The sequence below is a fragment of the Paenibacillus abyssi genome, from assembly GCF_014640295.1.
In the GTDB taxonomy this organism is placed as follows: domain Bacteria; phylum Bacillota; class Bacilli; order Paenibacillales; family Paenibacillaceae; genus Paenibacillus_D; species Paenibacillus_D abyssi.
In genome coordinates this window covers 49,208-75,513 of sequence record NZ_BMGR01000011.1, presented here as the reverse complement: position 1 = coordinate 75,513, position 26,306 = coordinate 49,208, and the positions used below count along the sequence as shown (strand labels likewise).

Genomic DNA, 26,306 nt, shown 5'->3' with positions numbered 1-26,306 from the left:
GTCTTTACTCTTTCTTCATTTTTTGCTATGTCGGTTCAGTTTCCAGTTTTCGTTTAAAGCGTTATATATTTTTTCAGCGTTCCTGCTGCTGATCACAAGGGATTTTCCATTGCTTATACCGATCTCAACACCTTCATCCCCTTGCATAATTAACCCCTGCTTCTTTCCATTCCAACGAATTCCCCAGCCACCAAACTCTTGAATTGGCTTGATTCCAATTTGTTTGATGTATGTAATGCTCTCTAAAATAATACTTTTCTTATATATAGGCAATATGCTTATGATCATTTCGTGTTTTGTGATGACTATTCGAGCTTTCATACATACGAGTAAGCCCGGTATCAGGAAACCAAACAACAAGGTCATAATAATAACGCCTGTATCAGACATGGGTTGATTCCCTATTTCCCGATCTAATACGATTTGCACATATGCAATCCCCGAAAAGAGAAAAGTCGGCAAAAGGAAGAAAATCCATGTCCACTTTGGGAGCTGTTGTGTTTCTGTATATATGATTTCATGATCAGTAATCATGAGGTTCACCTCTGTCATTGCAAATGATATGCTTAATGATAATGCATGTAAAATAAGTCCTTCCGTTGTATGGCCAATGCCTTGGAAAGGTTCCAGTACAATAAAATATTCAAAATCCGGGGACATACTTCCAAGAATCAAACCAGTTAGACCTATATATTTTGGACTTAATAACTTTAAAGGTACGATATACAATGGATGTGAAAAGTAAAAGGCATATTCGTTTTCTCCTCGATCCGCCTGATTCGTCGGATTTTCACATTGTGCCGCGCATCGTCATCTTGTCATACATTTAATGTATCATGTCATTTATGATTTGGAAATATTAGTATAACGCCTCCCGTGTTGACCCTTTGTTTATTTGTCCATTATGATATGCCCTTGCCCTAATTCGATCTCGAAAAATCCCGCCATGGCCCATGATTGGAAATTAACGGCTTTATTACAACCGATAATAATGAAATTCCGTATGTCAGCCGCATCCTCTCCGGGCAGTGAAAAAGCTTTTGTGTAAGGATACGTTTGTCTCAGCGTAGTATAAATAGCGTTGATTAATTTGTCGTTCTTGATTTTTCCCATAAGATTCAATATCATAGATCCCCTGGCGTCGAGCTTTTCTTTGGTTAATTTGAAGAACTCCATCGTTGATAAATGAAACGGAGTACCCGCTTTGGTGAAGGCGTCCAAAATAATATAATCAAACTTACCGGATTCTTCATTGCTAAGGATCTGCCTCCCATCTCCAACCACAACATTATCCAACTTATAATTAAAAAAATGCCTGCTTAACTCCACTACTTTCTCGTCGATTTCGGCTACTGTAAATTGCTTATCCGGATAGTGGCCAGCGATGGTCCCAATTCCGTGCCCGATCATAAACACTTTTTCAAATGACGGATTGTTGGACTCCATTAAATGTATAATTGCCCTCGGATATTCCAGTACGATCCGCTTCGGATCCTTCAAGTCTATTGCACCTTGAACAGCATGATCTGAAAACTGCAAAAATCGATATTTTCCTTTTTCCCCATATAACTGGGCAGCATCATAGACTGTAATCTCTTGATACAAGCTGAACTCCTTGACTAATTGATGCAAGTGATCGATCTCCTTCGGCCTCCGGTACTTGATTACGCTCCAAAGCAAATAGTATACACATATTTTTAACAAGTTGAGCAAGTTTTTTTGAAGTTGTCTTGACATTCATTTTAATTCACAAATCCTTTTTTAACCTTATCATATCCCTGCATTGTATCCCGTCTTCATAAATTTCTTCTTCATAGTTTCGGATAAAGAAATCAAAATCGATACCATGTACTCTAAATCCACATTTCTGATAAAGTGCAAGTTGTTTTAGACTAGAGTTTCCCGTCCCAATTTCAATCCTGTTTGCATGTAACTTCCTTGCTTCTTCTAGAGCTCTCTCTACAAGTTTTCTTCCTATACCCTTACCTTGAAAATCTTCTTTTACTGCTATATTTACTATTTCAACAGTACGTGGATGAGTATGAATTAAAACAAACACCCCCACTGTCTTATTCTCAATCGTTGCAACGAAACAAAGACCTCTGCTAAGATAGTCATCCACCAGATGTTTTGCCGGATCAGCGAGCAACAAGAGATGATAAGGGATTTCATCTGTAATTTTTAATGGTCTAATTACGATATCCATATGTTTTGCTCCAGTCATAACAAGCATTTTTATAAGTATTATTGATCCAGATTAACGATCTGCAGTCTATCCAAACGGTAATCCTCAATGAATTCAATAGCAGTCTTGTTCTTCAAATATATCTTTGATGGGAATCCACTTTACAGCTGACTGATGAGGATCTGGAAGGAAAACTCTTCATTATTCCGGGTCGCGTTCAATTGTTTTATGCTTGCCGGGGACGGGTGTTACATCCTCGGCCGTATTCTCAATTGCTTGGATGCCAGGCTTCTCATTATAAGACAAGTAGACATCGCAGAGTGGCTTCAACTCCTCGTTCTCCAGAATGTATTCGACTTGTTGGTACACTTGAAGCAGTTCGATCCGTTTTGCACCGAAGTCTGGGTCGCGGGGCTGTAGGTAGCACCGGACTTTATGCGGTTGAAGTTCTTGCGCGGCTAAAAGCCGGGACATGCTGCTCGAGTGTTTTGTCTATACAACGATTGACTTTGGGCATTCCCTGCTCTTCTTCGGTTTAGAGTATACCATAGTCAATCGAAATATAGTTACATTATCTAGGGATCGTTCCACTAGATGTGTATGGTAAATTTTTCGCCTTTTGAATTCAGGAAAAAAATCGCAGCAGGCGAGTTTCGTCTATTCGTGATAACGTTTGAGAAATAAAATGCAACTTTATGCAAATTTCTGGATAAATAACCTGGACTCAGAAATTCGGGTGTTGAACCGTTTTTACTATATGTCTGGACTAATCCCTATCATGCAAAATTACATCTCGGTTTTCCTGTATATGTAAGAAACCTCCGCACGAACGCGGAAGCTTCTCGTAGGAAGGTTAGTCGACACATGGCTTACGCTGGCGGCAAGTGTGCTAGATGTAGATATGCGGTGTTTGTACTGAATTATGATGAACAACACTGGCAATTGTAGAAGCAGTATATGACCTGCACTTCATGAGGCGGGTCTTTTTCGTTCGAGATATTAGTAACAAGACCGCAGAATGATTACAAGCAGAATGTAGAGGACCAAGATAATACCTATACTCGTTGCCAAACCACATCCTGCGCAAGACCCAGCAACTACACCCATTTTCGTTCACCGCCTTTCCATGGAGAATGATACTACACTATATTGTATGGAATTCGATTTCTTTTGATTGGACTCCCTCCCCATCTATGCATATTCATAGCGAGGTCTGTGTATAAAAGATTCTAAAGGTTCATAGGGACAATCATACAAGATTATCTTTAATGGAGTATCCGCGTAAACTCGCTAAATAACTGTGTAGTCCGTGCGTCGAATCAATTGTGGGGAATGGACTTTGTTCCTCTAAGAGGCCGACATGTCCGTTATCAAAAATTGTTACATTTTATGAATTGAAAAGAAGGCCTCAAAGTCGCTCTGACTTTGAAACCTCCCGATGCTTGTGATATCCGATTTAAAACCATCATCTATCCATTCAGCCCACTTGAACGAGCACTTTTACTGCTTTCTCTGCTTTCTCTGCTTTTTCTGCTTTTTCTGCTTTTTTGGCTATTTTCCATTCAAGTGTCTGGTTCATAACATGAACAAAGGCCGGCATCCGCTTTGTCGGAATGACCCAGATCGTTTTATCTTTAATGATGGACCGGGGAAGACGATAAGTGGTTCGCGGTAAGGCCAACTTATCGCGCTGCGAATCAATCTTCGTGCGCAGCAGCAATTGGATCGAACCCTGTACCTTAAAAAGGTTGCTATTCTCCGAAAAGGCTGCGTCCGTCCAATCAATGGATTCTACCTGATCCACCATAAAGGGCTGTCTGACCCCTGATTCATCGATCAGATTCACCTGATCAAGCTGGATACTGCCTTCATTAAGCTGATAATAAGCATACTCAATGGCCTGCAATTTACCAAGGGCAGGCACAAGGTAAGACACGGTGACGTTCAAAGTCGCATAAGCATAGATTTCTCTGTTTTCCATGTGTTTGACAACAATCTCCTTCTTTACACCAAATTTTCAAAGACGCTAATCATTATATGCGTGCCTTTGTTCATTCATGCCAAGAAAAGAACCTATCTAACACTAAATCAGCTGCTTGCACCGCTTATTTTACTGCAGAAAATACCGTCGTCTTATTTCTTCCCTCTGCTTTGGATTGGTAAAGAGCGGTATCCGCCATTGCAATCAATTCCTTTGGTTCAATGACCATATTGTCAGTGGTAGAAATCCCTATGGAGATTGTGATCTGATCACCCGTAGGGCTTATTGAGTTCTCCAGCTTTTCTCTTAATCGCTCTGCAATAAGCAGGGCTGCTTGGAGATCGCAGTTGTTCAATAAAATACCGAACTCTTCTCCCCCATAACGGAAGCATAAATCCTTATCTCTAGAGGAAGTTCGCATAGTCGCAGCCACATACTTCAATACCTCATCGCCGATCAGATGTCCGAATGTATCGTTAATACGTTTAAAATGATCGATATCCAAGAGGATAAGTGAACAAGGCACTTTATTATCCAGCCAATCTTGTATCGCGATGTCAAATGTTTTCCGATTTGCGAGCGCAGTTAAACCATCCATTTGTATTTCTTCACGGATAAGCTTAAAGTGATTATTCACGCCCTGTTGAAGCTGCTTTACTTCATAGATCCGTGAATCGATCTTTGGCGTCTTGGAGGGTACTGCTTTTCTTTGCAGGAGCGCTTCTTCGGAAAATTTGGCAAGCTGGTGAAGGGGCTTGGAAATCCGGTAAGAAACGAACCAGGCTAATAATACAATGACAATTAACAACGGAAAGGCTTGTATAACCGCCCTTATAATCAGGTTTTTGATCGGTTCACTTAGAACCGAGGTAGGTGTCTGTGACACAATTCCCCAACCGCTGTTAGGTTCATACGCATAACCGGCAAAATATTCGATCCCTAATGAGTTAATCAATTTCAACGATCCATTCTCGCCGGATATTACCTTTCGGATCATTGGATTATCTGCTGCAGCTTCATTGAGCCGAGCTTTGTTAGGATGCGAAATAAGATGTCCATTCTTGTCCACTACAAAGACATAGGACCCGTCCCCGTAAAAATGCTCGCCGAGCAGCCTGCTTAATCCATTATCTTCCTCCAGATAAATCGTACCGCCGGCAAATCCGGCATAATCTCCTGTCTCATTAAAAATAGGAGATGAGATTAGCAATATTACTCTTCCCGTTTCGGAAATATAGGGCTCTGAAATAAATGAACGCTTCAGCTCGGCAGCACGGACCGCAATCTCCGAGGTTAACCGGGTTCCCGCTGCCATTCCTGCGTCATCGGGACTGATTGCTTGGATACTGAGACTTGCATCAGCAATGAAAATGGAATTAAAATTTTGCCGATTGGCATGATACCAAATATCTAACTGCTGTTGAGTAAGAGAATGGCTGCCTGTCATGGCGGCAATCGACTCGATATTTTGCTGCATGCCTTTTAATAAATCATTTGCATTTAAAGAAAGCTTCCTTGCATATTGATAATTATTCTCCAGATAGATTGCAGAAAGTGATGTTATATTTGCTTGCACCGCGGTATAACCTGCGGCAAGAGCTGTTATCAGTACGGATACGGTAACTAACATACTTAACATTAATCGAAGTGAAAACCCTTTGCGCCCAACCATCATGTCTAATCTCTCCTGTAGATCTAATCCCGCATCTTACATTTCATCGGAATTGCGGGCTTACTGAGTCGTCCAAAATCCCTAATGTGCTTTACATATTACGATAATTTCCAAGGATTGTAAATGAGAAATTTAACTAAAATGAACGATAAAAATATTAAACCCCTGCAGCATAAAAATCATTGCGTGCAGAGGTTTAAAGAAACCTGTTATTGAATATTAAACCCTCATATCTTTACAATTTGAACGTATTTATCATGGCTTGCAAATCATTTGCCAGTACACTCAACCTTTTCGCGGATACCGCAATTTCTTCCATAGATGCCAGCTGCTGCTCGGAAGCTGATGCTGCATTCTGGGAACTGAAAGAAGCGCTTTTTGCGATTACAGACTGTTCTTCAACGGATGCGGCAACCTGCTCGGAGCTCGCCGAGACCTGCTGGGCAGCAGCCGAAACCTCCTGAATCTGCTCGGCCACTTTTTCAATCGATGCCAGAATTTTAATGAATGTTTCACCGGAATGCTCAGCGAGCGCCAATCCTTGCTCTACTTCCGTTGTCCGATTATTCATGCTCTCTACAGCGATGTTTGTGTCTCTTTGGATTTCTTGGATCAATGCCGTTATCTGTCCGGCCGAGCTTCGGGATTGCTCCGCCAGTTTTTTGACTTCTCCAGCCACCACCGCGAACCCTCTTCCGTGCTCACCCGCACGGGCAGCCTCGATGGCCGCATTGAGCGCCAGCAGATTCGTTTGTTCCGATAAGTCCGTAATGACCGAAACGATCTGGTCAATCTCCCTCGACCGTTCACCCAATTGGGCGATCATGCCGGCAGACTCTCCGACTGACCGATGAATGAGCTGCATTTGGGATACGACTTCATTTACGGATTGCTGCCCTTGCTCTGCCATCGCGGTCGCATCGATTGAGGATTGTGAGACGACGGAGGAAGACTCCGCGATCCGTCCGATGCCCGCCGCGATCTCACCCATTGCTTTGGTGCTCTCTTCGCTGCCTTGTACTTGTCTCTCCGCTCCGGATGCAACCTCCTGCATGTCAGAAGAGATCTGAGTTGTCGCCTGTTTGGTTTCTTCGGCCCCCGTCGCTAACTGTGCGGAAGACGCCGTTACTTGAGCTGCAGTCTCATTGGTCCTGGTAATAATATCGCGCCACTTGCCAACCATGGCATTGATAGCCAAGCCCAGGCGACCCACTTCATCCTGCGAGCCCGTCACAATATCGCTCCCGCGCAGATCGCCGCCGGCTACCATCTCAAGACGGCTCGTCATCTGTGTAATCGGCTTTGCGATTCTCTTTGCAATCAAGTATGTAAGGATAATACATAACACGATCAGTCCTAATGCGATCGAATACAATAAAATCTCACGCTCACGGGCTTGATCTGCAATCTCTTGTTTCGCAAGCGCTACGTCCGGAAACCGGGTCACATATGTACCTACCGTTTTTCCGTCGTACGTGATAAACGGATTAAATTGCATAACATAAGGCTCGCCTTCAATCATAATGGTTTCCGTAAAGGCTTCAGCAGAAGTAACGGATTGCTGGATGAACGGCAGCATATCGGCATATAAGGCATTATTATCGGCTAACTCAGATAATTTGGCAGCCTCAGGACCCAGCTTCTCATGCGAATCTTCAAAGAAACGATTACCAATCTCATCGGTTAAGGAATCCGTCATGACATAGATTTGTTGTTGGTCGGGCGTGAGGAATAAGGTAGCGGATGTATTGGAGGCCTCCGCGATATTTTTCACAAAGCCTTGATAGGTCTGCTGGCCCACGACGATCGCGCCAACCACTTTTTCTTCATCGAAGATCGGTGTCGTTACCTGCAGTTTCCCATCTTCCGCATTCACTTCCCAAGAAGCCACCGTTTCTCCAGAATCCATGGCTTGATTCGTAGAGGTGTAATTCAGTTGATCAAAACCGTCGAAGGCCGGGTTCGAAGGACAAGCAAAAATGGGCGTGAACCCGTCGCTCGTTCGATCTTCAATGCGGGTGAACCAGATCAAGTCAATGTTTGCTTTTTCATTTGCCGTCTGAACGGACTTCTCAAGCGCTTCATGAATGAGTTCCGGTTTATTTTCCTTGAAAGCCTGTATGACCTGGGGATGGTAAGAGAGCTGCTCCGCAAGAAGGATGCTGGCCTCAATGGTACTGTCCACTTTATCCTGCGTGATATTGCTGACAATACCCTCTTTCTCTTCCATTTGCTCTTCTAGTTGGTTCATTGTATACAATGATGATGACGACAAAATCCTTTCTGACAAAATCAAGTTCGTCAAAATTGCTGCTGCGAGCAGGACTCCAAAAGGCAATGTGATTTTCCAGACAATTGTTTTAAGCTGAAACCTTCCCTTTACCAAACGATAACCCTCTTCCATGTCAATTTTGTCGTCATTATTTATGAAATTTCGACATAAATCTATTCTATTAGCAACTGGAAGGTTTTGCAATGATATTTTAGCTAACATCTCAAATCGTCTGAATTGAAGATCAATTGCAAAAAAATAAAAGGGCGTGATATACACGACCTTTCATATAACCCATATATTAACTTATAACCCTGCATACTGTTATTATTTGGTATACCATTTTATATTATTCCAAGTTTGTTGTTGTGTCAGATGATATCGAGTAATCGAAGCTCTTTTTCATCTCTTCCAAATCTTCGGGAGAATCGATATCCTTCCCCCACTCGCTCTTTTCGAATGAAACCAACTTCAGCCGAGCGTAATGGCGTTTAATAATTGCTTTCCCGCCCTCATCCCCCTGAATAGCTTCAAATTCATGAAACAGCTCTTTATCAATTAAGACAGGATGTCCAGGTACGCCGTCATATGCAGGCCGGATAATACGGATTCCTTCCTTCTGACACGCGTTATAATGCTCCATCATTTTTCGTATTACCAGCTCCGGAACAAACGGCTGGTCAGCTAAACAGATGATAGCGGCATCGACACGTCCTGTGATCGCCTTCATGCCTAATCGAAGGGAAGAGGCCATACCGGAAGCGTAATCTCTGTTTTCTATCACTTCAAGCTCAGGCAGATCAACCGTATGATTTCTTAGCTCAGCGGCATGCTTTCCTGCAACCAACACAATCGGAGATAATCCGGCTGTGACTGCGGTATTCACCGCATAACGAAACAGCGGTTTGCCGGCTAGAGGAAGGAGCTGTTTCGGTTGACCCATGCGCGTGGACATGCCGGCTGCTAATATAACTGCGCCGATTGCGTTCATACGGTACCCATTCCTACCCGCTCGCCAAGCGTGCCTAACAATTCAACTTCAACAGGCTCATCTGCTTCAAATCCCTGTCCACCAGGTATTTTAACAAGGCAGTTGCTCTCCAGAAAGCTGGACAATACATTGGATGATTGCTTAGCTGCGATCTTCACTCGTAATTCACCCGTCTGGGAGGTGTACACAAAACCGCGTAAAAAACGGGTATGCGGCATTTGCTTTGCTTCGATTCTTTCGTCACATCGTGCCATTACATGTTTAGACAGCGGGTCCCTCCAGCCGCAAATACGCCGAATGGCGGGCAGCAGATAGAGCCGGGCGTTGACATAGGAAGAAGCCGGATTGCCTGCCAGGGCAAAAATCGGTTTATGATGCCACATGCCGAATAGGACTGGCATTCCAGGCCGGACTAATGTTTTCCAGAAGATGACCTTTGCCCCGATCTTTTCAAATGCCAATCCGAGGTAGTCGTAATCGCCCATCGATACGCCGCCGCTCGTCACCAGAACATCTGCTTTCTGCAGGGCTTTCAGCATTTGCTCCGCCAATAAGTCCGGATCGTCCTTTACGATTCTAAGATACGTTGGATTACCGCCTGCCTCGCGGATTTGTCCGGCAAGCATGACACCGTTGCTATCGCGGTGTTTACCTGGAGACAGAGGTTGATCCGCAGCGACTAATTCGCTTCCCGTGGATAGAATGCTGACTTTCGGCTTTACATGCACCAAGACAGAGGAAACGCCAAATAATGCGAGCAGGCCCACTTCAACAGGCCCTAGTAACGTTCCTTCCGGAAGCAGCATCGTTCCTTTGGCCATGTCCTCTCCCTTGCGGGTTATCGCTTCCCCAGAAGACACTGATTGGTAGATCCAGATATCGCCCGTTCCGTCTTCAGCGATTTTGGATTCCTCTACCTTTACGACCGCAGTGGCTCCCTTCGGGATCGGCGCACCCGTCATGATCCGGCTGGCCGTTCCAGGTAGAATCGTCTTCGTTGGAATTACACCGGCTGGAATCTCTTCCAAGCAGTGCAGCTTAACCGGATTCGACCGGTTTGCCATTCGTACATCCTTCACCTGCAGCGCATAACCATCCACGCTGGAGCGATCGTACTGGGGAACGTCATGGACCGCTGTCAATTTTTCCGCAAGACAATATCCATGCGCTTCGGATATCGGGATCCGAGTAACAGTTAGAGGCTGCACGGCAGACAGGACAAGGCGCTGCGCTTCCTCTAGCGGAATCGGAGCGGAATTGGGGATTTCTAACATGCCATCACCGCCTGTATGGGTTGTTAGGAGCTAGATTCATATATACTATTTAATCATTGATTATCCACCGCTTACCGGCGGAAAGAAAGCGATTTCATCAAGAGGTTGCAAAACAGGGTTGCCCTTCACGTATTCTTGATTGACAGCAACATGACAGATCGACAGCAGCTCCGCGCTGTGCGGAAACGTCTCGATCACCATTTGTTTTACGTCTTCTATCGTTGCTGACGAAGGCAAAGTGGATGCCCAGCGGCTTGTGCCGGTGCGATCCGCCATAGAAGCAAAAAACAATACATTCACTTGCAAAGTCATCGCTCCCTCTCTACAGAGTTTCAACGCTAGTATATCTACCAAGATGCCGATATATACCAATATATGGCGTATTTCAGCCGCCAAGATATTGAGCGTACAATCCTCGAGCTACCGATTCTTCCGATGTGCCATGAACGAGAACGCGCCCGTCTGGAAACACGGAGAGCTGATACGGATCTTTGTCAAAACGCATAAAATACGGACTTAGCCGAACGTTACCAAGCGGCGAAAGCTCCTTCGCCAACAGGACCAGATCCAGCTGCTTCGTTTCCTTCGGCCTTACCTGCACGGTATCGCGCCCACATAGCAAGGTAACCGAGTCTCCTTCATCATCTTCCAGATAAGGAAATCTCCGATCCCCGCATACCCGGCAGGATAGGTTAACCGGCAGCTTGAGCTCGTGCTGAGCATAGGTCCACATCTCGACATGCAGCATGCTTTTCCTCACACTGTCAAAATCATGGATTAATATTTTCATCGCTTCAGCCGCTTGGAAGGCGGCAATCAATTGCACGATCGGCGCGATGATGCCAGCTGTATCACAGGTCGGCAGTTGGCCAATCTGCGGAGAATTCGGATGAAGACAGGCAAAGCATGGTCCTTGCCCCGGAATAAATGTGCAGGTCTTCCCCACATCTCCGACAATGCCGCCGTAAATCCAAGGGATGCCGGTTTTCTGGCTTACTTCATTCATTAAGTAACGCGTTGAGAAATTATCGCTGCCGTCAAGGATCAGGTCGACATCGCCGAGCAATGCTTCAGCGTTATAAGCGTTAACATCCTGAGACAATGCTTCGATAACAATCGTGGAGTTAATCTGCTGGAGATAGGATTTGGCGGCAGCCGTCTTCGGCAGCCCGAGTGCGGCATCTCTTTCATTGTACAGCGTCTGGCGCTGCAGGTTGGAAATATCAACGACATCACGGTCAATAATACGCATAAATCCTACACCAGCGCGGGCTAGATGATTGGCAATCGCGCCGCCCAATGCTCCGATCCCTACAATTGCTACCCGGGATTCGAACAACCGGTTCTGGCCTTGCTCTCCGATTGGCAGATAGCGGATCTGGCGCGCGTAACGTTCCTTGCTGTCCCATTGTGCGTGATGATGGTGCCCGGCAGCAGGATCGTTCTCCATCCAAGCGGTCTCATAGATGTGGCAACCCTCGACCCATTCCACGCCATCCTCATAAATTTCTTTTTTCCAGATCGGCACGGTCCGCTTTAATTCTTCGATCGCATAACGTGAAGCGGCATAGGCCTCGGGCCGGTGAGGCGAAGAAAGTGCGATCGCCACGCTTACATCGCCAATATCCAGCGCCCCTAAGCGGTGGGTAATGGCAATGTCGGTACCTGGCCACTGCGCGGCTACGCCGTCCCCTATCCGCTGAAGCTCTTTAATCGCCATAGGCTCGTATCCTTCGTAGGACAGGGCGGCCGTTCGCTTGCCATGCGTCCAATCGCGGACGGTTCCCGCAAACAGGAGAACTGCGCCTGCCCCGGGACGTTCTACTTTCGCTATAAGCTCCTGCATATTTATCGGATCATTCGTGAGCTGAAACGGATCTTCCACTTGACAGGCAGAATCTCTTTTTCCCATTTATTATCCTCCGATATAGGACATCTCGATCTTCTTCTTTTTATTGGCTAAGTTCGTATTCAAAAGCCGCTCGTCCGAATAGCGGTCATTCCGCTTGCTCCATACCTCCTGAATCAAGTTCGTCAATTCCGCATCTTCTGCCCCGGATTGAAGGACCGAACGCAGATCCGTGCCTTTAACAGCAAACAAGCAGGTATACAAGTGGCCGTTCGCCGACAAGCGGGCACGGGTGCAAGTGGAGCAAAAGGATTCGGTCACGGAAGAAATGACGCCGACTTCGGTGGAAGTGCCGACATAACGGTAACGGGAAGCTACCTCTCCCAAGTAGTCGGAATCGACGGGCTCCAAGGGCAGTTCGGCATGAATCCGGTCGATGATTTCCTTCTTAGAAACGACCTTATCCAGATTCCAGCCGTTGCTGTTCCCTACATCCATAAACTCGATGAACCGCAGCGTATGACCGGTCGGATGAAAATAATGTGCCATAGGTAAAATATCCTGATCATTCAAACCTTTTTGAACGACCATATTCACCTTGACCTGCAATCCGGCCTTCTCCGCCGCTTCAATTCCAGTTAATACCGTCCGGACATCGCAGCGTCCGCCGTTCATTTTGTGAAAGGTATCATCGTTCAGGCTGTCAAGACTTACATTAATACGATGCAGTCCGGCTTCCTTCAGCTCCTTTGCAAATTTGGTCAGCAGCGAGCCGTTTGTCGTTAAAGCGATATCTTTAATGCCTTCTACTGAAGTCAACATGTGGATCAACCTTGGCAGCTCTTTGCGCAGCAGCGGTTCGCCGCCAGTAATCCGAAGTTTTTCAACGCCTAATGATGCAAAAATCCGTGCCATGCGAGTGATTTCTTCAAAGCTTAACAGCTGGTCTTTTGGAAGAAATTCATAATCAGGACCAAAGACTTCCTCGGGCATACAATAACGGCAGCGAAAATTACAACGATCGGTGACGGAGATTCGTAAGTCGCGTAGTGGACGCCGCAGCGAATCGGTCATTTTGTTAGTAGTTGTCACCTTTAACACGCTCCCGTCTTTATTTTTTGTTCCTCACTTTCAGAAGCTCAGCCACGATACTGATACTGATCTCTTCCGGACCCTCCGCTCCGATCTGCAAACCTAATGGAGAATGGATATGATCGGATAGTGGTTCAGGTGCCATCAAACGTTCCGTCCTGCGTCTTGGGCCCAATACGCCCAAATAACGGAGCGGCGTTTGCGCCAGCGTGCGCAGTATATGCTGATCCCTCTGAAAGCTGTGCGTCATAATCAGCACATAACTTTTATCGGAAAATTTTTTTTTTGTCAAATAAGAATCCGGATGTTCGACGATTAATTGATCGGCCGTTGGGAATAAACGCTCATTGCAATGGCTGCTCCTTGGATCTATGATCGTAACGAAGAAATCCAAGTCGGACGCCAGCCGGGCTAAAGGCTCCACATCAGGCCCCGCTCCGAAGATATACAACTGTTCCCTTGGCTCGTACAGTTCGAACAAGAAATCATCGGCGTAATCCTGCACCTCTACAACCTCGATCTTTTTCTCTCCATTTATAAATCGCTGTAGCTCAGGCAGCAGCTTCTCTTTTATGTCTTTATCCGCATCACCAAGAACGGTGCCCTTTTCCGTATATAAAAGATGGACTCTATTCTTATTATTATCACTCACACTTCGCGCACTTGCAACCTTGTTCCCCGATTCTAATTCAGCCTCCACCCGGGGCCAGACCGGTTCATCATGTTTATCCGGCTGATACCCCCATTCGTAAGGCTCCACATACACCTTCACGCTTCCGTTGCAGCCCGCTCCCTGCCCCCACGTCAAATCATCCTCGGATCTCAGATCGTATACGAACGTATTCGGTTCTTTGATTGTCATCACCTCTTGGGCGTGATAAGACAAATCATCCTCCAGACATCCCGCGCTGATCGTTCCATATCCGCTTCCATCCTCTGAAAACAACATTTTCGCACCAGGATGCCGATAAGCGGAACCATCCACATTGATAATCGTCGCCATGGCGAATCCGCTGTTACCCTTCTCTTTCATCTTCTTCAGAACTCTATAGAAATCATTCATCGCCATTTTCACCTCTTTTGATTGAGTGCAAAAGATAAAAAATCTATTTCAATCCGAATGCAGCTTGCCATAGGAATATATTTTCAAAGTCACTTTTTTGCTCGTTCCATCCCAAGCGCCATCAGGCATCTCTGGATATTCGGCGGCAAAACCCGCGTTGCGTAAGCATTATTTCTTAAAGCGAGAAAATTGTTCTTGGACATCAGACCTTCGATGCCTGAATATTGAACAGCGCCTTCCGTGATCTCCTGAATCAATTGATCAGAAGCTGCTTTGGCGCGCCGCAAGCACACGCCCGATTGTTCATCGTTATGGGGTCTGGAGAGAATCGCTTCATTCAGCAGTAACTCCGCACTCCGGCAATAAACATCCATCCGCCCCAACCATCGTACCACTTCATGGTTGCTCGCGGTTTTGTGATTGAGCTTTCTTTCATGTTCAATAAATTGATCTGCCGCATACTCCGCCATGCCCAGATTAATCGCGCAAAACCCTAACGTAAGCAGGTCCGGGTTGATGAGATGGGACATCGATCCGGGTTCACCGATCAGATCCACAGGCGACAACTCATACTCGGTAAAACGCACGCTGTATGTTGAGGAAGCAGCCATGGCCTCCAATCCGTTGGTCTTCATCACTTCCACTGCGCGGTGCTTGGCATCGGCTACACATACCTGCAGTGAGTCCATACTGGGAGCTGAATCCGTTGTTTGTGCGAACACCACATAATAATCCGCTAAGCCTGCGAGGGTACAAAAGTCTTTTTGTCCGCTTAATAACAAAGCTTTCTCCACGCGGACAATCCGGGTTGCAAAATCATACCGGTAATCCCGCCCGTGCTCTGACCGGGCTAATGAGACCATACTACCCTGATCCAGCCAAGCGTTTAACCGCTGCCTAAATTGTTCATTTCCCAATTCGTTTAAAATGTAAACTGCAAAATTATGGACATGGACGGCAAGCGCAATCGCTCCGTCTCCATAGGCGAGCTGCCTTATAGCGCTAATGTATTCCCTTAATTCAAGCCCCTTGCCGCCATACCGGGAATCAATCAGCATACGGTGAAAACCGTTTTTTGCAAGAAGCGGCCACATCGCGGATAGCGCCGGTTCATTCGGTTGGATGTGGCCTGAGCGAATCACATGGACGATATCGTTTATGAGTTCAGTTACGTTTTTGTTTACATCGTTTTGCAGTATCACACGCTCTCCCCGCTTCCGCGTTAGCCTATGAATAGGTCTTTTGATAAACGAATGCCTCCCGGCTTTGATCCCATGCGCGGGATTAACCGGGAGAGCAAAATTGTGTTCCTAACTGGCATTCTTCGCCTTGCTGGCTTCTTTCCTCATCGCGGTGAAAAATTGTCCCATCAGCATGCTTGCCACACCGGACATCATGCGTTGGCCAATTCCAGCAACAACGCCGCCGACCGACGCTTCCCCTTCGCAATGCACTTTTGTCTGCTGATCCGAAGTCTGTTCCAGCTGTACGAACATATTCATCTCCACAAATCCCAATGGACCTTGTCCGTTCATGACCAGCCTGAACTGTTCGCCTGCGATCTCATCCTCCAGCTTGACGGTGCCTTTATAACGTCCTTTTACAACGGAGATGCCCACTTCAAGCTCAGCTTCATAGTGATTATCTCCGATGGACTTCAATGATTTCAAGCCTGGCATGGTCCGGACCAAAACATCGGGATCAGTAAGCAATTCATAGGTCGTGATGGCGTTTGCCGGAATATCATAGGTTCCATTCACTTTCATCTCTACCGCACTCCTTTGAAGTCTCTTTGAATTATATGATGATACCAGGTCATTAAATCGGAGCGGGGGTGCCTGCTATCGCTGTTTCCCCCGCGTCCTTCGCTGTTCATCTCATCAAGTCGGCACTTTAGCTTCGTTTATCGAACGCCAGATGCTTTCAGGTGTTATCGGTAAATTGAGAATTTTAAACCCTGGAATATTCAACGCATCCGTTATTGCGCTCGCCAATGTGGCCGGCACCGGTCCGGGAATGCCCTCTCCCTTTCCTTTTGAACCGAGAGGCGTATAAGGTGTCGGCACGTTGTACTCAATCACTTCGATATCGGGCACATCAGCCGCTGAAGGCATATGATATTCCATCAAGGTGGTGGATAATGGCTGCCCCGCTTCATCGAACGCATATTTTTCAAATCGCGCATTTCCCATGCCCATAACGACTCCGCCATGTACCTGTCCGCGCACAATCATCGGGTTGATCGGAACACCGCAGTCATCTACGACAACATAACGCAGAATTTTAAAATCCCCGGTATCCGGATTCACCTCTACGACAGCGCCGTGAACGCCGATGCTTAACATGCCGGCAATATCCGCCTCGAAATAGGCTGTCGCTTCCAAGCCGGCTTCCATGCCGCGCGGAAGCTTTGTCGGTCCCAGTATCGCCGCATCGGCAATATCCCGGAGCGCGATTTTCTTGCTTGGATCTTTCTTCCACACGATTTCTTTATTGGCAAACGTAAAGTCATTGCCATCCGATTCCACACCTAAAAGATGGGCTGCGATTTGCTGAATTTTCGGTCTTAATTTCCTGCAGGCTAATACCGCAGCGCTAAACGTGTACGACGCGCCCCGGTTGCCAAGCGTCCCGGAAGCAAAGGGGGTAACGAACGTATCGCCGTAGCTAATGTAGATATCGTCCATCGTCACGCCAAGCTCATCGGCGACAACCTGGGACAGCGTCGTTTCATGGCCTTGTCCTTGAGGGGAGTCGCCTTCGAACACTTGAATCATGCCATGCGTATCAATCTTGACCGTGGCCGCACCGTAACCCGGCTGATTTTCCATCGGGACGAAGATTTGCGAGCCTAAGCCGGACATTTCCGCTCCCATCGCAAAGCCGACGCCAATCAAGCGGCCGTTCTTGCGCGCCTCCGCCTGCTCTTGTCTGACACGGTCATAGTCCAGCGCTTCGATCAAGGTTCTGAAAGCCCCTTCATAATCGCCGCTGTCATGTGTAATTCCCGTTGCGGTCACATGCGGGAATTGTTTGATGATATTTTTCTCGAATACATCTCTGGGATCCAGCTTCAATTCTCTTGCTACCAAGTGCATCGCGTAATCCATCGCGAAGCGGCCGGGGAATTCTCCGAACGCCCTGCTCGGTGTCAATGACGGCTTGTTCGTCACTACGCAGGAAACGTCGATCTGAACATTGGGAATATCGTATGCATTGGACAGATATGCCGCGCCTAACCATGGCATAACGAAGCCGAGGTATACGCCGATTCTTCCATCGCCGGAATCGGCGATCAGACGGTCTCTAAGGCCTATTATTTTGCCTTCCTTCGTTACGGCAAGCTCAAGGTAGTGGATCTGGTCGCGCTCCTGACCGATCGTCATCAGGCTTTCCATCCGGTTCTCCACCCATTTGACCGGGCGTCTTAATTTCATTGCGATATAACTGATGAGCAGTTCTTCCCTGTAGATCGGCGCTTTTGTGCCGAAGGCCCCGCCGACATCCTTAGGCGCGATGACCCGCACCTTGTCGTACGGCATGCTCATAATTTGCGAGATCGCCATCCGCAAAATATGCGGCCGCTGCGTATTCACATGAATCGTCAGCCCGGTAAATTCATCATATGACGCGACAGCTCCGCGCGTCTCCATCGGAGCCGCTCCGGTACGGTGCCCATAGAACCTTTCGGAGAGTACATAATCGGCTTCTTTAAACGCCTTATCCACATCACCGCTGGCGAGTTGGCCTTTCCACAACATATTATCTTTCCAGTTGTCGTAGATCTTCGGAGCATCCGGCTTCATCGCCTCCTCCGGATCGGTCAGAACCGGCAGCTTTTCATACTCGATCTCGACAAGCTGCGCCGCATCCTCTGCAATATACTTGCTCTCGGCAATGATCGCGACGATCGGATCCCCTACCCACTGCACCTTATCGATTGCCAAAGGGTATACCGTCGGAATCTGCAGCTCTCCGCCCAGATTCGGGATAATCGAGGATACGAGCATCGGTTTCATTGCATCCGCAACCTCTTGCCCGGTAATGACGGCTACTACGCCGGGGTAGTCTTCCGCCTTGCTGATATCGATATTCAGTATTCTTGCATGCCCGTGAGTGCTTCGCACCACATGAAGGTAAGCCATGCCCGGTATAGAATAATCGGCGATATATTTACCCGCTCCGACTAACAAACGAGGGTCTTCGCGCCGGCGTATCGATCTGCCAACCCATTTCGATTCCGTTACACTAGTCATACAATCAATCCTCTCCTTGGATAACTATTAATTGCTGATCCTAGTAAGAAAATATTTCGTCGCGTTCCTCTTTTGACATCGCAGCCACCTGATCCGCCGCATACTGAACCGCTTGAATGATATGCTCATAACCGGTGCATCGGCACAAATTGCCGACCAACGCGTCTCTGATCTCATCAATCGAAGGATGCCGGGTCGTTTTTAACAGGTTATAAACGGACATCATCATTCCCGGCGTGCAAAAACCGCATTGCAAGCCGTGCTTTTCCCAGAAACCCTGCTGAATCGGGTGGAGCTTATCGGTCGTTCCAAGGCCTTCCACAGTCATGATATCGGCTCCATCCGCTTGAACGGCTAACATCAGGCAGGACTTGACGGCATCTCCGTTTAACACAATCGTACAAGCCCCGCATCTACCTTCCACGGAGCAGCCCACATGCGTACCGGTCAAAGCCAGCTCTTCTCTGATAAAGTCCACGAGCAGCATTCTGATCGGCACTTCTTTTTTTGCGATTTTACCATTGACGCGGACTTGAATTGTCTTCATGCCATTACCGACGGTTTGCTGAGCTTCTTGTATGGGTTGCATTAGATGTTGTCCTCCTTCGCTCTTTTAATCGCTTTGGATAACACTTTGAAACCATGCTCTTTCAGCAGTATTCTGCGGTACTCGGCAGTTGCCCGCATATCAGTTTCCACCGGAATCTCATCCGCCAAAATATCGGCTGCCTGCTGCAGGATGTCATCGGTGATTGCTTTTCCTTGCAGGAACGCTTCCGTCTGAACCGCCCTTTGCGGACTCGGATATACCCCGCCCACATAAATACGCGAGGAGTCGCAGCTGTCATCCGTCATCGTTACGCTCGCTCCGACGCTTATAATGGCGAAGTCCCCATAGACGGCACAGCATTTGTAATAAGCGGCACCTGTTCCCGGCAATGGCGCAGGAATATCGATGTTCACAAGGATTTCATTTTGTTCCACAACCGTCATCATGATCCCGAGGAAAAAATCATCCGCTGAAACGGTGCGTTCCCCTTCCCTGGATACAATCCGCAATGTGCTGTCCAGCACCAGAATGGGAACCGGCAGGTCTGCAGCCGGATCGGCATGGACGAGGCTGCCGCCGATTGTGCCCCTGTTCCGTACCTGTACATCACCTATAAATTTGGCTGCATCCGAGAGAATCGGATATTTCGATACGACTAACGGATGCGTCGCCAATGTCTTATGTTTAGTTAGTGCGCCAAGCCGCAGGATACGCTTTTGCGATATGTTTTTCTCACCGAATTCCTGTAACTCAATAATCCGGTTAATATCGATGACAATCGAGGTATCCGTCATTCTAAGCTTTAACAAAGGAACGAAACTTTGGCCGCCGGCGATTAGCTTCGCTTGGCTTCCATGCTGTTCTAACAACTGTATGCATTCATCTAAGGTTGTTGGAGCCATATAATCCGTTATCGTTGCCGGATACATATACTTTCCACCTCTTTTTCGATGTATTTACTTACGTTTGCTGTTCAAGCTTTGCTTGGGCTTGCCAGGCCAGTTGTTCTTTTTCTAACACCCCCTTTACGCGTATTATGAATACCCTAAATATTGCGAAGCCTTCTTAGCTGTTGTACACACTTTTTCCAGGTAATCGTCGCGGTTCTCTCTGTATCTTTCATAAGGCATCGTTACGCTATAAGCGGAGACCGGCACCTTGCTAGCATCAAATACAGGGGCTGCAATGCAGCAAATGCCCTTCGTAAAGCCTTGCTCGTCAATGCTGTAACCATGCTCTCTTATCTGGTGTAACTCCACCATCAATTCTTCTATATTTGCAGGGGTCGATTCAGTTAACCGCTCGAACGTTTGTCCTGCAAAGTATTGATGGATTTGGGATTCCGGCCAGAAAGCCATGATCGACTTGGGCAGTGCTCTCGCATAAGGGTAGTCCTTATAACCGATATAAAGCGTTTTCACTTTTATCGCTTGCGGACAATCAATGATCCGCTGCAGGATGACATCATTATCCTGTACCATGCCCAGATAGGCAGTTTCCAGTGTAATATTGGAGAGCTCCTGCAAAAACTGATTCAAGATCGTATCGGGAGCCATCGATTGCAGAAAAGCGTTGTTCAAGTACGGAATTCGGTACCCCAGCGTGTACATATCCTCTTTGGTCTTATTCACATACCCGAGCTCCAACATTGTATTAATGAGGTGATACGTGGTGCTGATGTTCAATTTCAGTTCAATGCTAATCTCTTTGACAAGCAGTCCGTTTGGATGTTGTCCAAGTAAATCCAGAATTTGAAGCGCTTTCAATACTGACTTGATCGTTGTTTTATTTTTATCCATTCTCTTCACCTGAACCCAATATATCAAGATAGGTATTGAGCGTCAATGAAACATATTTCATAATATGAAAGAAAAAAATGTCGTTTTTTCTGCGCTCAATGCAGCGAATGTATTCCCTGTCCAAGGCCGTTTTCCGCAGCTTCCATGATCATCTCCCCAAGCGTTGGATGAGCATGAATCGTCAGGGCAATGTCCTCGAACGACGCACCCATTTCAATCGCTAACGTTATTTCAGCGATCAGATTCGACGCCTCAGGCCCGGCGATCTGCGCGCCCAGCACGGCACCTGTTTTCTTATCGCCTACCAAGGTCACCATGCCTGCCGCGGCGTTCAACGTCAAAGCTCTGCCGTTCGCACCGTAGGAAAAATTCCCGACCATCGCGTCATACCCGCTCTTATGCGCCGCTTGCTCTGTCAAACCGACCGCCGCAAGCTCCGGATCAGAGAACACAACTGCAGGAATGCAGCGATAATCGACATACCGCCGCTCGCCGGCGATCGCTTCAGCCGCCACCTTCCCTTCATAAGCAGCCTTGTGGGCCAAGGCAGGGCCGGGAACGATGTCGCCGATTGCATAGATATGAGATACATTCGTCCTGCATTGACGATCCACTTCAATATAACCTTTGCCGTTCGCCTCCACTCCAGCAGCCTCCAGGCCCAATTGATCCGTGTTCGGCATACGGCCTACCGATACGAGTACATAATCGGCGGTAATTTGCTTCTCCTCCCCGGAATGATCAAACATGACGATCACTTCCCCGTCGGCCGTTGTTATGCGCTTCACATTCGCGCCGGTATATATATCCGCGTGCGCCTTTTTCATATTCCGGCTCACCATGTTTGCCATCCGTTTGTCGAATCCGGGAAGGATCGTTGCTCCGGCTTCAAGCGTGGTCACCTTGGTGCCTAACTTGGCAAAGGCCTGGCCCAGCTCAATGCCAATATAACCTCCACCGACAACGATCAATCGCTCGGGCAGCTTATCCAAGCTCAGCGCATCAGTCGATGAGAGCACCTTGTCCCCGAACGGAAGCCCCGGCAGCTCTGCCGGACGGGAGCCAGCGGCGATAATGCAATGGTTAAACCGGTAGCTTGTCGAATACTCGCCATTGCAAACGATTAATTCTTTGCTGCCGATAAACCTCGCTTCTCCATGGACAACCTGGACTTGATAACCTTTCAGCAAGCTGCCGACACCGCTTGTCAATGTTTGGATGACATTATGCTTGCGTTTCAGCAATTTGGAGAAATTGAAGGATACCTGTTCCGCTTCGACTCCCATCTCATCCGAATGGGATAATAACTCGAATCTTTCCGCTGCCGTAATGAGGATCTTGGAAGGGATGCAGCCTACATTCAAGCATACGCCGCCCAAGCTGCCCTTCTCGATCACAAGTACCTTCCTTCCTAGCTGCGCTGCGCGGATTGCGGCTGTGTAGCCGCCTGGCCCCGCACCGATCACGACAACATCGATTTCTACAACAGCATTACCTGCATCCATCGCTCACAACTCCATTCCTATAAAACGAGCGAACGTTCCACTCTTCCAGCACGCAATCAGAGCATTAAGCCTGGCGTCTCAAGATATTCAGCCACAGACTTCATAAATTGCGCTGCCGGATAACCGTCCACCGCTTGGTGGTCCCATGTCAACGACAAGGACACGATAGATCGGATCTCCAAGTTATCTTGAAACACCCAAGATCGTTTAAGGATTCTTCCCACGCCGAGGATGCCGATTTGTCCCGGATACAAGATTGGCGTAAATGTATCCACACCGCTCGCTCCAAGGTTCGTAACGGTGAAGTTGCCGGTTGCATAATCATCCGCCTCCAGCTTGCCGCCCCTGGCTTTGTCCACGATCCGGGCAAGCGCCTCGGATACAGACAGCAGCGATTTGCTCTGCAGCTCTCGAATGACAGGCACCAGCAGTCCCTGCTCCGTTGCGACGGCAACATTAAGGTCGACATTCTCTCCGATGATAATTTCCCCGTTTTTCAATTTACCGTTAAAGCGCTTGTGAACCTGCAGTGCCTTGCACACGGCCAAAAGGACAACGGCTGTAAAGGTGATCCTGGCCTGCTTCGCACTTTTCAGCGAATCCAGCAGAGCCAGCGTCCCGGTCACATCCACATCTCTGCTGAGCGTCAGCTGTGCCGTTGATTGAAGGCTTTGCAGCATACGCTCACCGCTCAATTTTTCGATACGGGTGAGCCGATACGATTCAGCTTGCTCCCGTTGGACGGAAGGCTCTGCAAGCACTGTCGGATCCGGTGTATTACCGGAAACCTGGGCTTGCTCCGGCAGTTGGCCAGCCGCTTCTTTCTTCTCGCCCGCCGCTTGCTCCGAATTGGCGTAACGCATAATATCCTCGCTTACAATCCGCCCTCGCGGTCCGGTGCCTTTCACTACAGAAAGGTCGATGCCCATTTTATGCGCTAATTTCCTTGCGGATGGCGAGGCTGCAAGCTTGGCGTCCTGTTCTGGCGCTGCGGCCTTATTCGGCTTAGCCGGATCAGGTGATTGCTGAGCAGCCGACCCGATCTCGGCGATCACCGCCCCTACCGGCACATCATCGTCTTCTTTAAAATACTGCTTCACTACTATTCCGTCCTCTGGAGCTTCAATCTCCATGGTTACCTTATCCGTTGAAATTTCCGCGACCGCATTGTTTTTCTCAACCGGCTCGCCCTCTGCTACCAACCATTTGGTTAGCACTGCACTATCCATGTTTGCGCCTAATTTGGGCAATATAATCTTCATCACGTACCTCCAAACCCGGGTTCAGCCATCAAACCATAGACAGAACGGCTTGCTCTATTTTCTCCGGCGACGGAATCGCCGCATCCTCCAGTGGTTTGCTGTATGGAATCGGGACATTCTCCGTTCCGATCAGCTTTGGCGGAGAATCCAGGTAATTAAAAGCCTGCTCTACAACCTCATGGATGATGGATGCCCCGATAGAGCCCCATCTGTGAGACTCTTCCACCACAATTAACCGCCCGGTTTTTTGAACGGATTTTGCCACGGTCTCCAGATCAAACGGAACAAGTGTGCGCGGATCAATGATTTCGCAAGAGATGCCCTGTTGTGCCAGTTTTTCGGCTGCTTCCTTTGCAAACTGCACCATTCTGGATACCGCGACGATCGTGACATCCTCCCCGCTTCTGACGATATTTGCTTGGCCGAAAGGAATCGGTTCCCGGCCGACTTCAACCTCGTCCCTTATCCCGTAAAGAAGCTTATGTTCGAGAAAGATAACCGGCTTGTTATTTCTTACCGCGGTTTTGAATAAACCATACGCATCGTTAGGACTCGAGGGCAGTACGACCTGGATACCCGGCATGTTGCAGAATAAGGATTCGAAGCTTTGCGAGTGCTGTGCCCCGTTCCCTCGTCCGGCCCCTTGCTGTCCGCGAAAGACAACGGGAACAGGAAACTGGCCGCCTGACATATAGGTCAGCTTATTGGCTTGATTGATCAGCTGATCCATCGCCACCGCACAAAAGTCCATATACAGAATTTCAACGACCGGCCTTAATCCGGTGAGCGCCGCGCCAATCGCCATGCCGAAAAATCCCGTTTCCGAAATCGGCGTATCCAGAACGCGGTCCGAGCCGAATTGCTCCCACAGCCCCTTCGTCACTTGAAAAGCTCCGCCGGGCTTGCCGATATCCTCGCCGAACAACACGATCCGGTCATCCCGTTCCATCTCTTCTTTTATTGACAAATTGAGCGCTTGCGTATAGGTCATCTTCTGAGCCATTCGACGTTACCTCCTATTCTCCGAAATATACGCCTTCATACAACCGGCTCGGATCCGGCCAAGCGCTTTCTTTCGCAAAGCTCACGGCATCTTCGATATCCCTTTCTACCGATGCATTGATCCCGTTGATATCCACCCCCATCGCTGCCAGCTTGTCAGCCGTTGTGCTGAGCGGGTCTCTGACCTTCCAGGATTCTACTTCTTCTCTTGACCGGTAGATTTCTTGGTCGCCATACATATGGCCTACGAGCCTGTACGTTTTCATCTCCAGAAATACAGGGCCTTTCCCGGAACGTATATCCTCAATCGACTTTTTTACAGCTCCGTAAACTTCCTCAACATCGTAGCCATCGACGATAAACGACGGAATCCGGTAGGCTTCCGCACGTTCTGCCATGTTGTCGACCGGCACGATTTCTTCGATCGGCGTCATCTCCGAATAAAGATTGTTCTCGCATACAAACAGCACGGGAAGCTGATAGACCGCGGCCAGATTCAGCGCTTCATGAAAAGCCCCCTGGTTCGTTGCGCCATCGCCGAATATCGTGACCGTTACAAAATCCTCCTTAAGGTACTTCGCGCTGTAGGCTGCTCCAACCGCATGAGGTATCCCCGCCGCGACGATCGCGTTAGCGCCGAGCACGCCCCGGCTCACATCGGTAAAATGCATCGAACCGCCGCGCCCTTTATTGATTCCCGTCTCCCTGCCCAGCATTTCGGCCATTAAAAATCGGATGGGCGTTTTTCTGGCGATAACATGACCATGACCGCGGTAAGTCGTTGTCAGCTTATCCTGAGGCGCCATTGCCAGCCCTACGCCGGCTGCTACAGCCTCCTGACCGATCGACAAATGGATCGAACCCCGGATAAAATTTTCCGCATACAGGTCATTCAACGTTTCTTCGAATCTCCGGATTGTTCTCATTACAGTATAAGCTTCAATTAATCGTTCTTTATCCATAGTACCTCCCACCTTCTAGAATTTGGATCATTCCGTAAGGTACCGATTTCGCTTCAGAACCATCCGTGAATCAAGCATTCCGATGATTGTTCGTATCCGTCACATTGGAGAGATTTTCCTTTTTATCAAAAGCGGCTCCCTCGGCTTCCGCGCTGGAGTGCAGCACCAGCAAGCGCCCTGTTCCTGCCCCAACGTTGTTGAACCCTCTTAACACCCCGGGCGGAACCGTGATCACGTCCAAAGGTCCCAGAGTCGCTCTCTCTTCACCGTTCGGCCCCCAGAAAAATTCCCACATGCCTTCAAGCGGCATGAAAATCTCTTCGATCTCATGATCGTGCAGCCTGGCTTGAGGACCGGGGCCCGCTTCGATAATACCTAACGAAATGTCGCTTTCCATTAAAACCGGGGGAATCTTTGTCTCCGTGGATGCCATCGTTCCGATATACCGGTAAGTCGCTTTCTTAAAATCCGGAAATGCATCCCAATTGGCTGGTACATCCTGTCTGCGAATGACACGTTTGTGGATATCCTTCAGATTCATAGTACATTCCTCCAATGGTTGTTTTTTGAACGACATAACCGATGTTTGAC

At 48.0% G+C, this 26,306-nt stretch carries 24 protein-coding genes and 1 pseudogene; all 25 read right to left on the bottom strand.

From position 1 onward, the window contains the following. Window positions 1–15: 15 nt before the first annotated feature. A complete protein-coding gene (locus IEW11_RS16695; RefSeq protein ID WP_229725386.1) occupies window positions 16–534 on the bottom strand; it encodes a DUF6141 family protein in 519 nt (172 codons plus the stop codon). Window positions 535–561: 27 nt separating this feature from the next. After that, a pseudogene (locus IEW11_RS25355) lies at window positions 562–735 on the bottom strand (DUF4184 family protein); the annotation flags it as partial. Window positions 736–891: 156 nt separating this feature from the next. Continuing rightward, window positions 892–1,632, bottom strand: a complete 741-nt coding sequence (locus IEW11_RS16690; RefSeq protein WP_229725366.1) for a spermidine synthase — start codon at window positions 1,630–1,632, stop codon at window positions 892–894. 115 nt (window positions 1,633–1,747) lie between these two features. Then, window positions 1,748–2,206: a GNAT family N-acetyltransferase gene (locus IEW11_RS16685; RefSeq protein ID WP_188532206.1), complete on the bottom strand. Its 459-nt coding sequence runs from the start codon at window positions 2,204–2,206 to the stop codon at window positions 1,748–1,750. Between the two features lie 180 nt (window positions 2,207–2,386). Then, window positions 2,387–2,659 (bottom strand): hypothetical protein, encoded by a 273-nt coding sequence (locus IEW11_RS24940; protein WP_229725364.1) that lies wholly within the window; start codon window positions 2,657–2,659, stop codon window positions 2,387–2,389. 1,003 nt (window positions 2,660–3,662) lie between these two features. Beyond that, on the bottom strand, window positions 3,663–4,166 hold the full coding sequence (locus IEW11_RS16680; protein WP_188532205.1) for a hypothetical protein: 504 nt from the start codon (window positions 4,164–4,166) through the stop codon (window positions 3,663–3,665). Between the two features lie 124 nt (window positions 4,167–4,290). After that, window positions 4,291–5,841: a sensor domain-containing diguanylate cyclase gene (locus tag IEW11_RS16675; RefSeq protein ID WP_229725360.1), complete on the bottom strand. Its 1,551-nt coding sequence runs from the start codon at window positions 5,839–5,841 to the stop codon at window positions 4,291–4,293. 232 nt (window positions 5,842–6,073) lie between these two features. Beyond that, window positions 6,074–8,068 carry a methyl-accepting chemotaxis protein gene (locus IEW11_RS16670; protein WP_188532204.1) on the bottom strand — a complete coding sequence of 665 codons (1,995 nt, stop codon included), beginning with the start codon at window positions 8,066–8,068 and terminating at the stop codon, window positions 6,074–6,076. A 391-nt stretch (window positions 8,069–8,459) separates the two neighbouring features. Continuing rightward, the gene (locus IEW11_RS16665; RefSeq protein ID WP_188532203.1) at window positions 8,460–9,101 is read right to left on the bottom strand and encodes a nucleotidyltransferase family protein; all 642 of its coding nucleotides are present in this window, start codon (window positions 9,099–9,101) and stop codon (window positions 8,460–8,462) included. Continuing rightward, the gene (locus tag IEW11_RS16660) at window positions 9,098–10,375 is read right to left on the bottom strand and encodes a molybdopterin molybdotransferase MoeA (RefSeq protein ID WP_188532202.1); all 1,278 of its coding nucleotides are present in this window, start codon (window positions 10,373–10,375) and stop codon (window positions 9,098–9,100) included. The genes IEW11_RS16665 and IEW11_RS16660 overlap by 4 nt, the downstream gene beginning before the upstream one ends. A gap of 60 nt (window positions 10,376–10,435) precedes the next feature. Next, window positions 10,436–10,687, bottom strand: a complete 252-nt coding sequence (moaD, locus tag IEW11_RS16655) for a molybdopterin converting factor subunit 1 (RefSeq protein ID WP_188532201.1) — start codon at window positions 10,685–10,687, stop codon at window positions 10,436–10,438. Window positions 10,688–10,760: 73 nt separating this feature from the next. Next, window positions 10,761–12,287, bottom strand: a complete 1,527-nt coding sequence (locus IEW11_RS16650; RefSeq protein ID WP_229725358.1) for a ThiF family adenylyltransferase — start codon at window positions 12,285–12,287, stop codon at window positions 10,761–10,763. Between the two features lie 3 nt (window positions 12,288–12,290). Next, complete coding sequence (gene moaA, locus IEW11_RS16640) at window positions 12,291–13,298, bottom strand: GTP 3',8-cyclase MoaA (protein WP_188532323.1); 1,008 nt, start codon at window positions 13,296–13,298, stop codon at window positions 12,291–12,293. A 37-nt stretch (window positions 13,299–13,335) separates the two neighbouring features. Then, a complete protein-coding gene (locus IEW11_RS16635) occupies window positions 13,336–14,379 on the bottom strand; it encodes an XdhC family protein (protein WP_188532200.1) in 1,044 nt (347 codons plus the stop codon). An 89-nt stretch (window positions 14,380–14,468) separates the two neighbouring features. Then, window positions 14,469–15,581: an acyl-CoA dehydrogenase family protein gene (locus IEW11_RS16630; RefSeq protein WP_188532199.1), complete on the bottom strand. Its 1,113-nt coding sequence runs from the start codon at window positions 15,579–15,581 to the stop codon at window positions 14,469–14,471. 108 nt (window positions 15,582–15,689) lie between these two features. Beyond that, a complete protein-coding gene (locus IEW11_RS16625) occupies window positions 15,690–16,145 on the bottom strand; it encodes an SRPBCC family protein (protein WP_188532198.1) in 456 nt (151 codons plus the stop codon). Between the two features lie 114 nt (window positions 16,146–16,259). Next, window positions 16,260–18,635 (bottom strand): xanthine dehydrogenase family protein molybdopterin-binding subunit, encoded by a 2,376-nt coding sequence (locus tag IEW11_RS16620; RefSeq protein WP_188532197.1) that lies wholly within the window; start codon window positions 18,633–18,635, stop codon window positions 16,260–16,262. A gap of 40 nt (window positions 18,636–18,675) precedes the next feature. Further along, window positions 18,676–19,224, bottom strand: a complete 549-nt coding sequence (locus IEW11_RS16615) for a (2Fe-2S)-binding protein (RefSeq protein ID WP_308422749.1) — start codon at window positions 19,222–19,224, stop codon at window positions 18,676–18,678. Then, on the bottom strand, window positions 19,224–20,114 hold the full coding sequence (locus tag IEW11_RS16610; protein ID WP_188532196.1) for an FAD binding domain-containing protein: 891 nt from the start codon (window positions 20,112–20,114) through the stop codon (window positions 19,224–19,226). The genes IEW11_RS16615 and IEW11_RS16610 overlap by 1 nt, the downstream gene beginning before the upstream one ends. A 105-nt stretch (window positions 20,115–20,219) precedes the next feature. Then, on the bottom strand, window positions 20,220–20,984 hold the full coding sequence (locus tag IEW11_RS16605) for an IclR family transcriptional regulator (protein WP_188532195.1): 765 nt from the start codon (window positions 20,982–20,984) through the stop codon (window positions 20,220–20,222). A 95-nt stretch (window positions 20,985–21,079) separates the two neighbouring features. After that, on the bottom strand, window positions 21,080–22,489 hold the full coding sequence (gene lpdA / locus IEW11_RS16600) for a dihydrolipoyl dehydrogenase (protein ID WP_188532194.1): 1,410 nt from the start codon (window positions 22,487–22,489) through the stop codon (window positions 21,080–21,082). 56 nt (window positions 22,490–22,545) lie between these two features. After that, window positions 22,546–23,751, bottom strand: coding sequence for a dihydrolipoamide acetyltransferase family protein (locus tag IEW11_RS16595; RefSeq protein WP_188532193.1), 1,206 nt, complete (start codon window positions 23,749–23,751; stop codon window positions 22,546–22,548). Window positions 23,752–23,779: 28 nt separating this feature from the next. Further along, window positions 23,780–24,754, bottom strand: a complete 975-nt coding sequence (locus IEW11_RS16590) for an alpha-ketoacid dehydrogenase subunit beta (RefSeq protein WP_188532192.1) — start codon at window positions 24,752–24,754, stop codon at window positions 23,780–23,782. Window positions 24,755–24,767: 13 nt separating this feature from the next. Then, a complete protein-coding gene (locus IEW11_RS16585) occupies window positions 24,768–25,715 on the bottom strand; it encodes a thiamine pyrophosphate-dependent dehydrogenase E1 component subunit alpha (RefSeq protein WP_188532191.1) in 948 nt (315 codons plus the stop codon). Window positions 25,716–25,785: 70 nt separating this feature from the next. Further along, complete coding sequence (locus IEW11_RS16580) at window positions 25,786–26,256, bottom strand: cupin domain-containing protein (protein ID WP_188532190.1); 471 nt, start codon at window positions 26,254–26,256, stop codon at window positions 25,786–25,788. Window positions 26,257–26,306 lie beyond the last annotated feature (50 nt).

Excerpts from the sequence above, each read along its gene's own strand:
- IEW11_RS16660 (WP_188532202.1), bottom strand. The coding sequence starts at position 10,375 with ATGTTAGAAATCCCCAATTCCGCTCCGATTCCGCTAGAGGAAGCGCAG.
- IEW11_RS16610 (WP_188532196.1), bottom strand. The coding sequence starts at position 20,114 with ATGTATCCGGCAACGATAACGGATTATATGGCTCCAACAACCTTAGAT.
- lpdA (WP_188532194.1), bottom strand. The coding sequence starts at position 22,489 with ATGGATGCAGGTAATGCTGTTGTAGAAATCGATGTTGTCGTGATCGGT.
- IEW11_RS16620 (WP_188532197.1), bottom strand. The coding sequence starts at position 18,635 with ATGACTAGTGTAACGGAATCGAAATGGGTTGGCAGATCGATACGCCGG.
- IEW11_RS16680 (WP_188532205.1), bottom strand. The coding sequence starts at position 4,166 with ATGGAAAACAGAGAAATCTATGCTTATGCGACTTTGAACGTCACCGTG.
- IEW11_RS16675 (WP_229725360.1), bottom strand. The coding sequence starts at position 5,841 with ATGATGGTTGGGCGCAAAGGGTTTTCACTTCGATTAATGTTAAGTATG.
- moaA (WP_188532323.1), bottom strand. The coding sequence starts at position 13,298 with ATGACCGATTCGCTGCGGCGTCCACTACGCGACTTACGAATCTCCGTC.
- IEW11_RS16625 (WP_188532198.1), bottom strand. The coding sequence starts at position 16,145 with ATGAAAGTGAATGGAACCTATGATATTCCGGCAAACGCCATCACGACC.
- IEW11_RS16615 (WP_308422749.1), bottom strand. The coding sequence starts at position 19,224 with ATGCAACCCATACAAGAAGCTCAGCAAACCGTCGGTAATGGCATGAAG.
- IEW11_RS16650 (WP_229725358.1), bottom strand. The coding sequence starts at position 12,287 with ATGGGAAAAAGAGATTCTGCCTGTCAAGTGGAAGATCCGTTTCAGCTC.
- IEW11_RS16635 (WP_188532200.1), bottom strand. The coding sequence starts at position 14,379 with ATGAATGATTTCTATAGAGTTCTGAAGAAGATGAAAGAGAAGGGTAAC.
- IEW11_RS16665 (WP_188532203.1), bottom strand. The coding sequence starts at position 9,101 with ATGAACGCAATCGGCGCAGTTATATTAGCAGCCGGCATGTCCACGCGC.
- moaD (WP_188532201.1), bottom strand. The coding sequence starts at position 10,687 with ATGACTTTGCAAGTGAATGTATTGTTTTTTGCTTCTATGGCGGATCGC.
- IEW11_RS16670 (WP_188532204.1), bottom strand. The coding sequence starts at position 8,068 with ATGGAAGAGAAAGAGGGTATTGTCAGCAATATCACGCAGGATAAAGTG.
- IEW11_RS16685 (WP_188532206.1), bottom strand. The coding sequence starts at position 2,206 with ATGGATATCGTAATTAGACCATTAAAAATTACAGATGAAATCCCTTAT.
- IEW11_RS16580 (WP_188532190.1), bottom strand. The coding sequence starts at position 26,256 with ATGAATCTGAAGGATATCCACAAACGTGTCATTCGCAGACAGGATGTA.
- IEW11_RS16585 (WP_188532191.1), bottom strand. The coding sequence starts at position 25,715 with ATGGATAAAGAACGATTAATTGAAGCTTATACTGTAATGAGAACAATC.
- IEW11_RS16695 (WP_229725386.1), bottom strand. The coding sequence starts at position 534 with ATGATTACTGATCATGAAATCATATATACAGAAACACAACAGCTCCCA.
- IEW11_RS24940 (WP_229725364.1), bottom strand. The coding sequence starts at position 2,659 with ATGTCCCGGCTTTTAGCCGCGCAAGAACTTCAACCGCATAAAGTCCGG.
- IEW11_RS16595 (WP_188532193.1), bottom strand. The coding sequence starts at position 23,751 with ATGAAGATTATATTGCCCAAATTAGGCGCAAACATGGATAGTGCAGTG.
- IEW11_RS16590 (WP_188532192.1), bottom strand. The coding sequence starts at position 24,754 with ATGGCTCAGAAGATGACCTATACGCAAGCGCTCAATTTGTCAATAAAA.
- IEW11_RS16605 (WP_188532195.1), bottom strand. The coding sequence starts at position 20,984 with ATGGATAAAAATAAAACAACGATCAAGTCAGTATTGAAAGCGCTTCAA.